15 protein-coding genes are annotated in these 14,843 nt (G+C 66.8%); 6 read left to right on the top strand and 9 right to left on the bottom strand.

Translation table 11 applies throughout. The features are described from left to right. Window positions 1-162: 162 nt before the first annotated feature. Both DBR20_RS13760 and DBR20_RS13755 read right to left on the bottom strand, forming a co-directional pair. Window positions 163-822 (bottom strand): RIO1 family regulatory kinase/ATPase, encoded by a 660-nt coding sequence (locus DBR20_RS13760; protein WP_089237465.1) that lies wholly within the window; start codon window positions 820-822, stop codon window positions 163-165. 210 nt (window positions 823-1,032) lie between these two features. After that, entirely contained in the window at window positions 1,033-1,998 is a 966-nt protein-coding gene (locus DBR20_RS13755; protein ID WP_181393086.1) for an alpha/beta hydrolase, read from the bottom strand. A 206-nt stretch (window positions 1,999-2,204) separates the two neighbouring features. On the opposite strand from DBR20_RS13755, the gene DBR20_RS13750 reads away from it, so the two are divergent. Next, a complete protein-coding gene (locus tag DBR20_RS13750; RefSeq protein ID WP_181393087.1) occupies window positions 2,205-3,110 on the top strand; it encodes an aspartyl/asparaginyl beta-hydroxylase domain-containing protein in 906 nt (301 codons plus the stop codon). A 113-nt stretch (window positions 3,111-3,223) separates the two neighbouring features. Here the strand turns inward: DBR20_RS13750 and speE are convergent, their stop codons facing one another. Continuing rightward, window positions 3,224-4,078 carry a polyamine aminopropyltransferase gene (gene speE / locus DBR20_RS13745; RefSeq protein WP_089237463.1) on the bottom strand — a complete coding sequence of 285 codons (855 nt, stop codon included), beginning with the start codon at window positions 4,076-4,078 and terminating at the stop codon, window positions 3,224-3,226. 179 nt (window positions 4,079-4,257) lie between these two features. Here speE and speA point away from each other — a divergent pair, with 179 nt between their 5' ends. Beyond that, window positions 4,258-6,147, top strand: a complete 1,890-nt coding sequence (gene speA / locus DBR20_RS13740) for an arginine decarboxylase (RefSeq protein ID WP_108266562.1) — start codon at window positions 4,258-4,260, stop codon at window positions 6,145-6,147. 57 nt (window positions 6,148-6,204) lie between these two features. Continuing rightward, entirely contained in the window at window positions 6,205-6,525 is a 321-nt protein-coding gene (locus DBR20_RS13735; protein ID WP_033832425.1) for a DUF6122 family protein, read from the top strand. A 108-nt stretch (window positions 6,526-6,633) separates the two neighbouring features. Here the strand turns inward: DBR20_RS13735 and DBR20_RS13730 are convergent, their stop codons facing one another. Genes DBR20_RS13730 through DBR20_RS13720 form a run of 3 tightly spaced genes read right to left on the bottom strand, consistent with a single transcriptional unit; the run spans window position 6,634 to window position 8,899 of the window. Then, on the bottom strand, window positions 6,634-7,953 hold the full coding sequence (locus DBR20_RS13730) for a sensor histidine kinase (protein ID WP_108266561.1): 1,320 nt from the start codon (window positions 7,951-7,953) through the stop codon (window positions 6,634-6,636). Beyond that, window positions 7,950-8,609, bottom strand: a complete 660-nt coding sequence (locus DBR20_RS13725; protein WP_089237460.1) for a response regulator transcription factor — start codon at window positions 8,607-8,609, stop codon at window positions 7,950-7,952. Before DBR20_RS13725 ends, DBR20_RS13730 begins: the two co-directional genes overlap by 4 nt. Beyond that, window positions 8,609-8,899 carry a PepSY domain-containing protein gene (locus DBR20_RS13720; RefSeq protein WP_108266568.1) on the bottom strand — a complete coding sequence of 97 codons (291 nt, stop codon included), beginning with the start codon at window positions 8,897-8,899 and terminating at the stop codon, window positions 8,609-8,611. Before DBR20_RS13720 ends, DBR20_RS13725 begins: the two co-directional genes overlap by 1 nt. A gap of 148 nt (window positions 8,900-9,047) precedes the next feature. On the opposite strand from DBR20_RS13720, the gene DBR20_RS13715 reads away from it, so the two are divergent. Next, a complete protein-coding gene (locus DBR20_RS13715) occupies window positions 9,048-9,482 on the top strand; it encodes a PepSY domain-containing protein (RefSeq protein WP_108266560.1) in 435 nt (144 codons plus the stop codon). A gap of 178 nt (window positions 9,483-9,660) precedes the next feature. Here the strand turns inward: DBR20_RS13715 and DBR20_RS13710 are convergent, their stop codons facing one another. The 3 genes from DBR20_RS13710 to DBR20_RS13700 all read right to left on the bottom strand — a co-directional run bounded on the left by DBR20_RS13710 (window position 9,661) and on the right by DBR20_RS13700 (window position 11,993). Beyond that, window positions 9,661-10,152: a hypothetical protein gene (locus DBR20_RS13710; RefSeq protein ID WP_100462142.1), complete on the bottom strand. Its 492-nt coding sequence runs from the start codon at window positions 10,150-10,152 to the stop codon at window positions 9,661-9,663. Window positions 10,153-10,277: 125 nt separating this feature from the next. Next, window positions 10,278-11,486: an FAD-dependent oxidoreductase gene (locus DBR20_RS13705; protein WP_108266559.1), complete on the bottom strand. Its 1,209-nt coding sequence runs from the start codon at window positions 11,484-11,486 to the stop codon at window positions 10,278-10,280. A 12-nt stretch (window positions 11,487-11,498) separates the two neighbouring features. Continuing rightward, window positions 11,499-11,993 carry a lipocalin family protein gene (locus DBR20_RS13700; protein WP_108266558.1) on the bottom strand — a complete coding sequence of 165 codons (495 nt, stop codon included), beginning with the start codon at window positions 11,991-11,993 and terminating at the stop codon, window positions 11,499-11,501. A gap of 182 nt (window positions 11,994-12,175) precedes the next feature. Here DBR20_RS13700 and DBR20_RS13695 point away from each other — a divergent pair, with 182 nt between their 5' ends. Both DBR20_RS13695 and DBR20_RS13690 read left to right on the top strand, forming a co-directional pair. Next, window positions 12,176-12,424: a hypothetical protein gene (locus tag DBR20_RS13695; RefSeq protein ID WP_089237451.1), complete on the top strand. Its 249-nt coding sequence runs from the start codon at window positions 12,176-12,178 to the stop codon at window positions 12,422-12,424. A gap of 90 nt (window positions 12,425-12,514) precedes the next feature. Beyond that, window positions 12,515-14,843 (top strand): DUF3772 domain-containing protein (locus DBR20_RS13690; protein WP_181393085.1); only part of this gene is annotated, 2,329 nt, incomplete at its 3' end.

Genomic DNA, 14,843 nt, shown 5'->3' with positions numbered 1-14,843 from the left:
GTTGTAAGCCGCTTTTGTAGAGCCGAGCCCACGCTCGGCTGATGCAAAGAGCAGCCGAGCGTGGGCTCGGCTCTACAGAAAAGCGGTCGAGCAAGCTCGACCCACCACCGGTAAAGCGGGTGAAGCGGTCGAGCAAGCTCGACCCCCACCAGAGCGAAGCGCCTACCGCCGCTTGGCCCACTTATAGAACCGCTTCCAGCCCTGCCGCACGGCCGCTACCCAACCGGGGTCGGCCACCAGCGCAGCCTGTGCAGCACTCGGCGCCTGGCCGGTCACGCGCTGGCGCATCTTCAGCAGGTTCTTCATGTCGCTGCGGCTCAGCTGCCGGCTCAGCGGGTTGCGGCGCAGCCAGCGCGGTACGCGCCAGGCCGAGGTGAAATCCAGCAGCACCGGTACGCCGGCGCTGACCACCACGTTGGTGCCATGCAGGTCGTTGTGGGTGATGCCGGCGGCATGCAGGCGGGTGATCGCGTGCTGCAGCTGTTCAAACACTTCATTGCCCACGGCCTGCGCGGTGCTCAGGGTCTGGCCGGGGATGAATTCCATGCCCAGCGCCAGGCCACCGAGGGTGCCGAGCAGGGCTGGGGCGTGCTTCCAGCCGCCCAGGCGCTCCAGCATGCGCGCTTCGCGGCGCACCATCAGCCGGGCGATCGGCGACACCGGGGTACCACGGTAGCGGGAGTAGTCCTTCACCACCGCCGGACGGCCGTCCAGGCAGGTGCGGTAGACATCGGGGGCGAGGAAGCGTTCACCGCGCTTGAGCAGCAGCGGCGCCACGGCGTCATCGCCGCAGGACGGGGAGGGGGTGATGGAAGGGATCATGTGGGGTCTCGGGCGACCCGGTGGGCGGCGCTGAAGCGTCAAGCGAACCGGTACGACTAGGGGAACTGGCTAAATTTTCGTTAAGCCAATTTTAGTACCGGCGAGTTCGCTATTCCACGATTTGTCGGAGAAATGTCGGCGTCGTGGCTGGAACAGTTCGTCACATACATTCGGACAATTTTGTCTCACTTCTGCAAGGCGTTATTTAAATCAATAACTTGCAGTTGGGGCGAGGTCAGCAATGCGCGCAACGAACGGCAGCAGTGCGTCGCGCAGCTGGTCCAACCCGGGCTGCTCAATGGGGAAATGGCCACATTCGTCCAGCAGCACCCGCTGCTTCGGCGCGGCCAACCGCTGGTAGAAGCGGTCGCTGATCGCCACCGGCGTCCAGTCGTCGCGGGCGGGGTGCACCATCAGCACCGGGCAGCGGGTGAACTGTTCGGGCTCCACGGCCGGGGCGGTGTCGAACAGCGATGCCAGCAGCCCCACCGGCACCCGGTTGCCACCCCCCAGTGGGTCGGCGCAGACCAGCGCGGTCAGCGCCGGATTGCGCGACATCCGCTGCATGTGAGTGAACCAGCGCACGGGTACGCGCAGGCCGCGGGTCAGCCGACTGAGCGGGCGCAGCCCCGGTAGCAGGGCGCGCATCCACGGCTGGCGGACCAGCGTCGCCTGCACCACCGGATCGCGCGGGTCGGCCAGGGTCGTGACAGCCAAGCCACGCACCCACGGTGATTCGGCCGCCACCAGATAGGCCAGATAGCCGCCGATGCTGGCGCCGAGCAGCACGAGCGGTCGCGGCCGCCGTTGGTGTTCGGCGTGAATCAGCGCCAGCAGCGCCTGTTTCCAGATGCCGTAGTCCACCTGCTGCCAGGGCGCGGGGCTGAGCCCATAGCCGGGCAGATCCGGCGCCAGCACCTCGTGCCCGGCCGCTGCCAGCTCTGCCGCCAGCGGTGCGAACATCCGGCCGTAGCCACCGGCGCCATGCACCAGCAGCACCGTCAGGCCGGCGTCGGCGGGCCCATGCCGGTCCATTCGCAGGCCGCCGCCCCAGCCAAAGACCTCGCTGCGTGGCGCGGCGGCCTGCGCGGGCGGGGCGAAAAAGTCGCTGTAGCGTGCGCTCAGAGCGGGGTAGGGTTCGGTCTGTGGCAAGGGCATCGAGGCAGTGTAGGCCACCTGTTCAGTAACGCAGCACTGACTGTCCCGCACGCCCGGCTTGACCCCGGCGCACGGCCTGCCGACCATAAGCTGTTACACGCGACATCGACGGCCGCACCCACCCGGCACGTCCCCGTCTCCTGCCGCGTTCCCCCACTGATGCCGGCCCTGCGGCCGCATCGCCCTGTTTCCCTGTCCGGCGTGTGCTGGAGGAAAGTGTTTTGATCATCAAAATCGTGCTTGCGGCGCTGTTCGTGTCCTGCGTGCTGTACATCCACTTCCGTGGCAAGGTCCGTGCGCGCTGGTCGCGCCAGCTGCTGGACCACTCCAGCTTCATGGCCCCGATCAACGTGGTCATGTACATGTTCTCGAAGGTGCCGACCACGCCGTTCCTGGACCCGGGCAAGGAATTCCCGCAGCTGGAGCCGCTGCGGCAGAACTGGCAGATGATCCGCGACGAGGCGCTGGCGCTGCGCGATGCGCAGGCGATCGCTGCCTCCAGCACGTTCAACGATGCCGGCTTCAACTCGTTCTTCCGCCGCGGCTGGAAGCGCTTCTACCTGAAGTGGTACGGCCCCTCGCACCCGTCGGCCAAGGCGATGTGCCCGAAGACCACCGTGCTGCTGGAATCGCTGCCGGACGTGCGCGCGGCGATGTTCGCGCAGCTGCCGTCGGGCAGCGAGCTGCGCCCGCACCGCGACCCGTTTGCCGGTTCGCTGCGCCTGCACCTGGGCTTGGCCACGCCCAACAACGATGCCTGCTACATCGAAGTGGACGGCATCAAGAAGAGCTGGCGCGACGGCGAGTGGATGATGTTCGACGAGACCTACATCCACCATGCGCACAACGAGACGCCCGATGACCGGGTGATCCTGTTCTGCGATATCGCCCGTCCGCTGCGCTTCGGCCTGCCGGGCCTGTTCAACCGCTTGGTGGCGTCCACGCTGCTGGCCGGTGGGGCATCGCCGAACCTGCCGGGTGACCCGACCGGTGGCGTCAACAAGGCCTTCGGCAGCGTCTACAAGGTGCGGCTGAAGGCCAAGGCCCTGCGCGAGCGCAGCGTGGTGGCCTACCAGGTGATCAAGTGGGGCCTTGTGGTGGCGGTGATCGCTGGTATCTGGGCGCTTTGAGCGAACCGCCGCCGGGCATGGCCCGGCGCTACCGGAAAAACGAAAAACCCGCGCTGCTGCCAGCGCGGGTTTTTGCTTTGGTAGGTGCCAACCTTGGTTGGCACGCTTTCCGATCAACCCTTCAGCGCCGCCTTCACGAACGGCGGGGTCACCAGCACGCCGGTGTGCAGCGCGGCGGTGTAGTACAGGGTGTCGAAGGTCTTGGCGGCCGAATCAGCCTGGCGGAAGTCGAAGCTGCTGTCGCCCTTGCGCGCCAGGGTCACGCTCCACCAGCCGGTGGGGTAGCACGGCTGCGGGAACGGCAGGGTCTTGAACGAGCCGAAGCCCGCCTTGCCCATCTCGGTACGCATTTCGTTGATCAGGTCCAGCTGCATCAGCGGCGACTCGGACTGCTGCACCAGGATGCCGTCGTCCTTCAGGGCCTTGAAGCAGCTCTCGTAGAACGCCTTGTTGAACAGGCCTTCGCCCGGGCCGACCGGGTCGGTCGAATCGACGATCACCACGTCCACGCTGCCGGCCGGGCAGTTGGCCATGTAGGCCACGCCGTCATCGAACATCAGCTCGGCGCGCGGGTCGTTGTTGGAATCGCACAGTTCCGGGAAGTGCTTGCGCGCCATCACCGTTACCTGCTCGTCGATGTCGCACTGGGTCACGCTCTCCACGCCCTTGTGCTTGAGCACTTCGCGCAGGGTGCCGCAGTCGCCGCCGCCGATGATCACCACGCGCTTGGGCGCGGCGTGAGTGAACAGCACCGGGTGGCTGATCATCTCGTGGTAGAAGAAGTTGTCCTTGCTGGTCAGCATGATGGCCCCATCGATGGTCATCAGGTTGCCCCAGTCGGTGGTCTGGAAGATCTCGATCTTCTGGAACGGCGACTGTACTTCGTCCAGCTTGCCGGTGATGCGGTAGCCGATGGCCGAGCCGGTGCGCTCGAAGTGTTCGATGTACCAGTTGCTGTTGTCAGTCATGGGAAAGCATTCCTGTTCGGAGGGGATGGAGCCGGGCTGAAGGCGGGGTGCCACGCATCCGGACGGATCGGCCCGTTCAGGTTCAGACCTGCCACGGGCGCGGGCGCGCATGATAACGAACCTGTGGGCATATAGGCGTTATCATGCCCCCCCTTTTATTTGCCACAAGGCCGACTGCAATGACCGATTGGTCCCTCGACCAAGCCCGCAAGACCTACTCGATCCCGCACTGGGCGGATGGCTATTTCGACGTGGATCAGGCCGGGCACATGGTGGTGAGACCGACCGGGGCGGATGGCCCGGTGGTGTCGCTGCCCAAGGTGGTCGATGCTGCGCGCGCGGCCGGTGCCAAGCTGCCGCTGCTGGTGCGCTTCCCGGACATCCTCGGCCAGCGCCTGGGCAAGCTGCAGGCGGCGTTCGCCCAGGCCCAGCAGGATTGGGACTACCCGGGCGGCTACACCGCCGTGTACCCGATCAAGGTGAACCAGCACCGCGGCGTGGCCGGCACTCTGGCCAGCCACCACGGTGAAGGCTTCGGCCTGGAAGCGGGCAGCAAGCCGGAACTGATGGCCGTGCTGGCGCTGTCGCGCCCGGGTGGCCTGATCGTCTGCAACGGCTACAAGGACCGCGAGTACATCCGCCTGGCGCTGATCGGCCGCAAGCTGGGCCTGCAGACCTTCATCGTCATCGAGAAGCCGTCCGAGCTGAAGCTGGTGCTGGAAGAATCCAAGGCGCTGGACGTGAAGCCGGGCCTGGGCGTGCGCATGCGCCTGGCCTCGCTGGGCGCCGGCAAGTGGCAGAACAGCGGTGGCGACAAGGCCAAGTTCGGGCTGTCGCCGCGCCAGCTGCTGGACCTGTGGAAGTCGCTGCGCGATACCGAATACGCCGACTGCCTGAGCCTGCTGCACTTCCACATGGGCTCGCAGATCTCCAACGTGCGCGACATCGCCAACGGCATGCGCGAAGCCACCCGTTACTTCGTCGAGCTGTCACAGCTGGGTGCGAAGATCACCCACGTCGACGTGGGCGGTGGCCTGGGCGTGGACTACGAAGGCACCCGTTCGCGCAGCTTCTGCTCGATCAACTACGGCCTCAATTCGTACGCCAGCAACATCGTGCAGCCGCTGGCCAATGCCTGCGAAGAGCACGGCCTGACCCCGCCGCGCATCGTCACCGAGTGTGGGCGTGCGATGACCGCGCACCACGCGGTGCTGATCGCCAACGTGTCTGAAGTGGAACAGGCGCAGGAAGGCCGCGTGCCGGACCAGCACGACGACGAGCCGGCCTCGATCCGCCACCTGCGCGAGATCCACGAAGAACTGGACGTGCGTCCGGCGGTGGAACTGTTCCAGGAAGCACAGCACTTCCACGCCGAAGGCCTGTCCAGCTATGCGCTGGGCCAGATCGACCTGCCGCAGCGTGCGCGCATCGACGATCTTTTCTATGCCATCGCCCACGGCGTGCGTGCGCGCCTGAGCTATGACGAGAAGAGCCATCGCCCGGCGCTGGATGAACTGAACGAACGCCTGGTCGACAAGTACTTCGTCAACTTCAGCGTGTTCGAGTCGATTCCTGATGCGTGGGCGATCGACCAGGTGTTCCCGATCGTGCCGATCGAACGCCTGAACGAGACGCCGGATCGCCGCGGCATCATCGCCGACATGACCTGCGATTCCGATGGCATGGTCAAGACCTATGTCGAGAACGAAAGCCTGGACAGCTCGCTGCCGCTGCACGCGATCAAGCACGGCGAGAGCTACCGCATCGGTTTCTTCATGGTCGGTGCCTACCAGGAAATCCTCGGCGACATCCACAACCTGTTCGGTGATACCGATGCGGTGGAAGTGCTGGCCGATGCCGATGGCTACGCCATCACCCAGCAGCGTCGCGGCGACACCACCGACGTGATGCTGGATTACGTGGGCTACAAGCTGGATGACCTGCGTGCGTCCTACGCCGAGCGTGTGGCATCGGCAGACCTGTCGCCGGAGCGCGCGCAGGAGCTGTCTGAAGCGCTGGAAGCGGGTCTGACCGGTTACACCTACCTGTCCGACGAACCGCTGGTCTGAGGGTGACGGGAACGCCGGGCATGGCCCGGCGCTACCGGCGGTGATGAGCCCCGTCTGATGAGCGCGCGCGCGATCTTCCACCTGTTCCTGCATGCCGCCGTGCCAGCCCTGCTGGCATGGCTGTTCTGGCGCAAGCGTTTCGCCTCGGCGTGGCTGTTGCTGCTGCTGGGCTGGATCATCGACCTGGACCATCTGCTGGCCGACCCGATCTACGCCCCGAACCGCTGCAGCATCGGCTTCCACCCGTTGCATACCGCGCCGGCGATTGCCGTGTATGCGGGCCTGTGCGTGCCGAAGAAGACGCGGCTGGTGGGGATTGGTTTGATGATCCACATCGTGCTGGATGCCATCGACTGCTGGTGGATGCACCACCGGTAGTTGCCGACCTTGGTCGGCGCTCTTGATGCGTGTCGACCAAGGTCGACACCTACCGGTGGGCGCGTGATCCGGTAGCGCCGGGCCATGCCCGGCGAGCGCAGCGGCGCGTCACCCCACCGGCAACCACAGCGTCGCGCGCAACCCCGGCTGCGCATTCTCCAACGCCAACCGCCCGCCATAACTGGCGGCGATATCACCGACGATCGCCAGCCCCAGGCCGCTGCTGCTTTCGCGCTCATCCAGCCGCACGCCGCGCTGGATGACCTGCGCCAGCGCCTCGGCTGCCAGACCGGGGCCGTCATCGCGCACGTCGATGCGCAACTGCCCTTCGTCCGCACGCGCTGTCACTATTACGTCCTGCTGTGCCCACTTGCCGGCGTTGTCGAGCAGGTTGCCAAGCATCTCTTCCAGGTCGGCGCTGGCGCCGGCGAACTGCAGGTCGCTGGCAATGCCCTCGGCCTGGAACTGCAGCGCACGCTCGCCATGCACCCGTGCCATCAACCTGCACATCGCCTGCGCCACCGCTGCCACCGGCGTGCGCTCGCGATGATCGGCGGTCAATCCGGCGGCAAGATAGCGATCGACGCTGGCCTGCATGCGCGCGCCCTGCTCACGCAGCGTGGTACGCCATTCGCGGCCTTCGCCATCAGCTTCGGCGGCGAGCACGCTCAGCGGTGTTTTCAGCGCATGCGCCAAGTCCTGTGCACTGGTACGCGCGCGCGCCACCATCCGTTGCTGGTGGTCCAGCAGCGCATTGAGTTCCTCACCCAGCGGCGCGATTTCAGCGCCCAGTCCCGCCGTATCGATGCGCTGTGCATCGCCGCGGCGCACACGTTCCAGCTGCGTACCGAGACGTTGCAGCGGGCGCAGGCCGAAATGCACCTGGCTGGCCAGTACCGCCAGCCAAGCAGCGACCAGTAACGCCAGCGCCACCGCGCTGCGTTGGCGGAACGCGGCGACGTCCGCGTCCAATGCACTGCGGTCGGTGGCGACCACGGCAACATAGGGTTCGTTCGCGCGGGGCAGGCGCACCTGCTGCGCGCGCGCGCGCAGCGACTGCTGCAGCGGGCCGGGAAGATTGCGTGCGGTCGGGCCCGCAGCCGACGCGGCCAGTGTTTCATCCCACAGCGAACGCGACTGCAGCAACACCTTGCCGCTGCCATCGGCGATCTGCCAGTAGGCGCCGGAGAACACACGCTGGAAGCGCGCGTCGTTGGGTTCCTGGCGCAGCTGCAGCTGGCCGTCGGCATCGATCTCGGCCTGCGCCAGCAGGGTCAGCATGTCCTGCTGCAGTTCGTTGTCCAGGCGGTCGCGCGCGCTGCGCTTGAACAGTTCGCCCAGCAGCGCACTGGCCAGTGCCGAGACCAGCAGCAGGCCGATGCCACCGGCCAGCAGCAGCCGGCGTCGCAGTGACGGTTGCCGGCTCACGGCGCGGCCAACCGCCAGCCCTGGCCGCGTACGGTCTGGATCAGGTCGGTGCCGAGCTTGCGACGCACGCGCCCCAGCAGCACGTCCAGCGCATTCGAATCGGGATCGTGGCCGCCATCGAACACATGTTCGCCCAGACGGTCGCGGCCGATCACCTGGCCGCTGTGGTGGATGAAGTAGCTGAGCAGGCGGAATTCCTGTGGGCTCAGTGCCAGTGCCTGGCCATCTAGGTCGAAGCGCCCGGCATTGACGTCCAGCTGCAGCGGGCCGCACTGCAGGCGCGGGCTGGCGTGGCCATGGCTGCGGCGGATCAGTGCGCGCAGGCGCAGCACCAGTTCGTCAGCCTGGAAGGGTTTGGTCAGGTAGTCGTCGGCGCCGGCATCGAAGCCGGCCAGCTTGTCGTGCCAGCGTCCGCGCGCGGTCAGCACCAGCACCGGAAAGTCGCGGCCATTGCCGCGCCAACGCTCGATCACGCTCAGCCCATCCAGCCCGGGCAGGCCCAGATCGACGATCGCGGCCTGCAGGTCTTCCACCTGGCCGATCTCCTCGGCCTGGCGACCATCGGCCACCACGTCGACCACGTAACCGGCTTGTTCCAGCAGCGGCTGCAGGCGCTCGGCCAATGCGGCATCGTCTTCGGCCAACAGGATGCGCATCAGTCGTCCAGCTCCGTCTTCAGCAGCCTGCCGTTGCGCGCATCATAGTCCAGCTCCACCACCACGCCGTCGGCGCGCAGGATCTCCACTTCGTACACGCCATCGTCCAGCTCCACCTCCAGCAGCTGGCCGGGGTGGCGCTTGAGTGCATCGCGCACCACGCCTTCCAGCGGCAGGTAGCGGCCCTGTTGCACGGCCCGGCGCGCGACCTGCTGCGCCGGGTCCTGGGCAGGGCCGGTGGCGGTCGGGGCGCTGGCCAGCGCCAGCAGCAGGGACAGGGAAGACAGGATCGGCACGTGGATGATGGGGAATGGGGAACAGACGCGAGTGTGCCGCTGCCGACTAACCGTTGGCTAACAGCGCCGGCTAAGTGGCTGTTAACCACGCGGCGCATCGTGGCGTTGCCGGGATGGTCCGGCACCGAACAGGAGAACCTCCATGTTGAAGTCGCTCACCCTCGCCACTGTCGTCGCGCTTGCCATCGCTCCCGCTGCCCAGGCCGCACCGCTGGGCATGGCCCAGGTCGAACAGACCCTGCGCAAGGCCGGCTACACCCAGATTCATGAGATCGAGCGCGATGACGGCATGTGGGAAGCCGATGTCAGCCGTGCCGACGGTCGCTTCAGCGAGGTGTATGTGGACCCGAAGACCGGCGAGATCTTCGACGAGCACGACAGCCGCGCACAGCTGAGTACCGAGCAGGTGCTGGCCAAGGCGCAGTCGCAGGGGCTGCGTGAGATCCATTCGCTGGAACGCGACGGTGCAACGTGGTCGCTGGAAGCCCGCAATGCCCGTAACCAGCGCGTGGAAGTGCGCTTGAGTGGTTACGACGGCCGCATCCTGCACAGCGAGCGTGATGGCTGGCTGGATTGATGCCTGCTGGGGTGGGTGTGTCGACCAAGGTCGACACCTGCCTGATAGAGCCGGCCGCTGGCCGGGTTGAGCTGCGCTTCGGTAGATGCCGACCTTGGTCGGCACAGGGCCGGAAGAGCGTGTCGACCAAGGTCGACACCTACCAAGCGTGGGGTGTCCCGAACGATGGAGCGGGCCCTTACCAGCCGTAAGGCGGCGGGTAGTCCCAATAGCCCGGGCCACCACCGTAGTAGCCGCCACCACCATACGGCCCGAAGAAGCCCGGGCCCTTGCCTTCGCTCACGTGGATGTTGACGTTGACCCCGCGGGTCTTGCCTTCATCGTTGGTGTAGTTCTTGCTGAGGTTGAGCGTGGCGGCGTTGTAATGCGTGTTGCCGTAATTCTTGGCGTATCCGATGCCGGTGGTGAAACTGCCGGACACCTTGACCTTGTCATCCGTGACGTCGGCGATCCTGCCGTCGCCATTCACGCGCGGGCCGGTCTTGTCGCCGTAGAACGTGCCCGGCGGATCCTGCTGCAGGGCCGGATCGTTGAGATAGCGGATCGGCGTCTGCGGCACGGACAGGTCCAGGCCGGAGGCCTGCGGCGCGGTGGCGCCGGCGGCGGACTGCGCCAACGCGGTCCCGGGCAGGGCGGCCAGGCACAGCAGCAGGGTCAGGGGGCGGATCATGACAGCGCTCCAACGGAGAGGGGCCGCGCAGCACGCGGCGGTACAGGCCGACGCTAGCAGGCGCTGCTTGAATGATGCCTGTCGGCGCCCGGTTGCGGTAGAGCCAGGCCATGCCTGGCTGCACGCTACAACCGCCCGAACCCGAACAGCGCCGCCAGCGGATGCTTGCGCCGCTCGATCCCTACCCGCAGCAGCCCGGCACCGATCATTGAATAGGTAATGCCGTTGCCGCCGTAGGCCATGGCGAACTGCACCCTAGGGCCCCACTGCGCATGCGGCCCGAAGAACGGCAGACCGTCGGCGGTCTCGGCAAAGGTGCCTGCCCATGAAAACGCCGGCGTCGGCTGCAGGTGCGGGAACCACTGCAGCAGCTGCTTCATCAGTTTGCGGGCCTTGCTTTCCACCCGGCCATCGCGGCGGGCGGGAATATCGATGGCGTCGTCCAGCCCGCCCACCAGCAGCCGGCGGTCGCCGGTGGCGCGCAAGTACAGGTAGGGGCGCGCGCTCTCCCAGACCATCGTGCGCTGCAGCCAGCCCAGCTCGTCGGCGTTGATCGGGTCGGTGATGAAGGCATAGCTGCTGCGGTTTCGGGCCACGCGTGGGTCCAGCCATTGCTGGTTGGCATAGCCCATCGCCAGCACCACGTGGCGGGCACGGATCTGCATGCCGGATTCGGTGCGCGCAGTCACGCCGCGTGCGCTGGGGGTGAGGGCGTGCAGCACGGTGCGGTCGTGGACCACGCCGCCGCGCCTGCGCACACGGTCGAGCAGGCCATAGGCCAGACGGTACGGATCCACGCGCGCGGCCTGGCGGGTCAGCAACGCGCCGCCGGCATCAACGCTGAAACGTTCCTGCAGCGCATCGCGGTCCAGCCAGCGCGCATCCAGGCCGATGCCACGGCGCGCCTCACCTTCGGCCATCAGCCGCGGTACGTCACGGCGGCGACTGGCCAGGTACAGGCTGTCCATCTGCTTGAAATCCACGTCCTTCAGGCCGCGTGCCACTTGGCGCAGGGCCGGGATCGCATCCGCGCATGCCTGGTACGCCAGCGCCGCAGCGTCCTCGCCATATTGCGAGGCCAGCTCCAGCAGATGGGTGTCGATCTCGTACTGCAGCAACGCGGTACTGGCTGCGGTGCTGCCCCAGCCGATGTCGCGCTGCTCGATCACTGCAACGTCGTGCCCATGGGCCGACAGCTCATCGGCGATCAGCGCGCCGGTGATGCCGCCACCGACCACCAGCACATCGCAGTGCAGATCCTGTTCCAGCGGCGGGAAGGCCTGGATCAGGCCGTTGCGCACCGCCCACCACGGGTAGCCACTCTTCAGGTCCATGCGGGTTCGTGCTCAGGCGGTGGGGTGGCCGGTATGCGGGGTCTGGATCAGTTCGGACAGATCGAAGCCCTGCAGGCGTGCGGCTGCCAGATAATGGTCCTGCACGGTGGCATCCAGCCGGGGCTCACGCGCCAGCAGCCACAGGTACTTGCGATCCGGGCTGCCGACCAGGGCCACGCTGTAGTCCGGCGCCACCTGCATCACCCAGTAGTCACCCTTGGCGAAGGGCAGCCAGCGCAGGCCCTTGGGCAGGAAGCTGACTTCCAGCCGCGCGCTGTCGTTGTCGATCGCGCAGGCCTCACCGGTGGCTTCCTCGACCTCGCCGTCCATGCGGCAGCGGTTGGTGACACCCACGTTGCCGTTGTCGAGCAGGGTGTAATGCGCCGATACGTCGGTGCAGCCCTCCGGCTCATGGCGCATCGGCAGGCGGGCGATCTCGTACCAGGTGCCCAGGTAGCGGGGCAGCTTGAGGTCGGCGACGGTCTTCAGGGGCGGCAGGTCGGTCATTGTCAGGTGTGGCAGGAGAGGACCTCCACGATGCCGAGGACACTGCCACGGGCGGGTGAAGCCGGGGCGAGGGCCATGTCCAGAACGTTCCGTCGCCTCGGCGGAGCGCGTGCCGTCATCGGCGCAGCGGTATGCTTCCGCCAGCGCCGCGTTTTTCCGATCCAACCGCAGTGGAGGTGCCGATGTACCAGGTGATCCTGTTGAAGAGTGAAACCCAGTTCGCCCGCGAGCAGTGGCCGCAGGTCGACGATCTGGTGGACTACGAAGGCGTGGCCTACAGCCTGCGCGCCGGGCCGCGCCAGCCGTTGCCGACCGACCATGCCTGGCACCCGATCGCGGTGTACGCGCCGGATGAGATCACCGAGGAAGAATTCCAGGAGTGGTACGCGCTGCAGCAGCCACAGGTGGAAGAGCTGCGGCTGAAGTACTGAGCCGCCGCCACCCGCCAGCGCCTGCGCATCCGCCGTTTACAGCACCTGCCGTATAGTCGCGCGCAGGCGCGGTGGTCCGCGTGAACCGGTGTGGCTGGCTTGTCTTCCTTCTTCCGAACGATCCTGGTGCGTGGCCCCTGGTTGGGCCTGCTGTTGTGCTGCACGTTGCTGCTGGCTGTGCCGGCACTGGCCCAGGATGACGACCCCACACCGAAGCAGCAGCTGGCGCAGATCGACAGCACGCTGAAGGATGTTGAGCGCAAGCGCGTTGACGCCGAGGCCACCGAAACGCTGGGCACGCTTTCGGAAACTGCATCACAGGCCAAGCGCGATGCCGAGGCGCTGGAAAAGACCCTGCAGCCGCAGTTGGACCAGCTCAACGAGCAGCTGACGCAGCTGGGCGATGCCCCCAAGGACACCACTGAACCGCCGGAGCTGGCCGCGCAGCGGCGCACGCTGACCCGCCAGCGCGATGCCCTGGTGGCATCGATTGCCCAAGCCAAATCCAGCGCCGTGCGCGCGCAACAGCTGAGCGCTGACATCGACAAGCAGCGCAACGCGCAGCGCACCGAGGAACTGGGGCGCAAGGTCGCCTCGCCGCTGTCGCCGACGCTGTGGCGACAGGTGGCCGACCAGTTGCCAAACGACATCGCCCGCGTCACGCCCTTGGCCCAGCAGGGCCGTGCTGCGCTGACCACGGCCATTGCCACCCACGGCTGGGGCACGTTGCTGCTGGGGCTGACTGCAGCACTGGTGATGATGTTCCCGTTGCGCCTGTGGCTGCGCGCGCTGGGGCGCCGTTTCGCCGCGTCCGAGCGCGCCCCCGACGGCCGCTTGCGCCGCTCCGGCCTGGCCATGTGGCTGCTGCTGGTAGGCACCCTGCTGCCCGGTTACGCCGTGGTGGTGCTGGTGGCCGCGCTGGATGCCATTGGCGCGATTCCGCCGCGACTGCAGAGCGTGGCTGAAGGTGTGCAGGCGGCGACGTTCGCGGCGGCCTTCATTTCCGCGCTCAGCGCCTGCCTGCTGGTGCCCAAGCGGCCCTCGTGGCGGCTGCTGAATCTGGATGACACCGCCGCGCTGAAACTGCGCAAGTACGCCTGGGGTGCTGCGGCACTGGCCTGGCTGAGCACGGTGCTGGTGGCCCTTGATCGCGCCACGCGCACCAGCGATGTCACCACGGTGGCGCTGGATGGTGTGATCGCGCTGACTTATCTGGGCCTGATCATGGCCATGCTGGTGACCCTGGCGCGCCTGCATCGGCGGCAGACCGCCGAGGCCGAGGCGAAGCTGGAAGCGCAGGCCGACGGTCTTGGCGCACAGCTGCCGGTACGACGCAGCAGCTGGCTGGTGCTGGCCCGCGTGGCCGGCAACATCGCCGTGGTCGCCGCGATCATCGCCACCCTGCTGGGCTATGTGAACTTCGCCAAGTTCGTGAACCAGCAGCTGATCGGCGGCAGCATCGTGGTGCTGGCGGCAACGCTGCTGTTCAAGTTCGTCGACGATTTCTCCACCTGGCTGCTCAACGCCGACAGCAAGGTTGGCCAGACCATCCTGCTCAGCACCGGACTGAGCGTGTCGAAGCTGGAACAGGCGGGCGTGCTGCTGTCGGCGATGCTGCGCACCCTGGTAGTGTTGATCGCCCTGCTGGCGCTGGCCGCGCCGTTCGGCAACATCGGCACGATCGTTGAACGCATTGCCTCGCTGGCCAATGGCATCGAGATCAACAAGGACCTGACGCTGCAGCCGGGCCGCATCGTCACCGGCGTGCTGGTGCTGCTGGTGGGCATGGGCCTGACCCAGTTGCTGCAGCGCTGGTTGACCGATACCTACCTGCCCAAGACCGAACTCGACCTGGGTGCACGAAATTCGATCAGCACCATCGCCGGCTACGTCGGCATCATCCTGGTGGGCCTGTGGGCGCTGACGGCGATGGGCCTGAACCTGAAGAACCTGGCGCTGCTGGTCAGTGCGCTCTCGGTGGGTATCGGCTTCGGCCTGCAGGCGATCATCCAGAACTTCGTCTCCGGCCTGATCCTGCTGACCGAGCGGCCGGTGAAGATCGGTGACTGGGTGAAGCTGGGTGACCAGGAAGGTGATATCAAGCGCATCAACGTGCGTTCGACCGAGATCCAGGTGAGCGACAAATCCACCTTGATCGTGCCCAATTCCGAACTGATCACCAAGACCATCCGCAACATGACGATGGGCAACAACCAGGGCCGCATCCAGATCCAGTTCGCGGTGCCGGCCAGCACCGACGTTGCGAGCCTGCGACAGGCGCTGCTGGATGCCTACGGCGCCCACAACACGGTACTGCAGCAGCCGGCGCCGTCGGTGTACATCGACAGCATCGCCGGCGGCCAGATCACCATCAACAGCTTCGCCTACGTGGCCAGCCCGCGACAGGTGTATGGCACGC

Source organism: Stenotrophomonas sp. HMWF023 (assembly GCF_003060985.1).
Lineage (GTDB): Bacteria > Pseudomonadota > Gammaproteobacteria > Xanthomonadales > Xanthomonadaceae > Stenotrophomonas > Stenotrophomonas lactitubi.
This window is presented reverse-complemented; position numbering and strand designations above follow the sequence as displayed.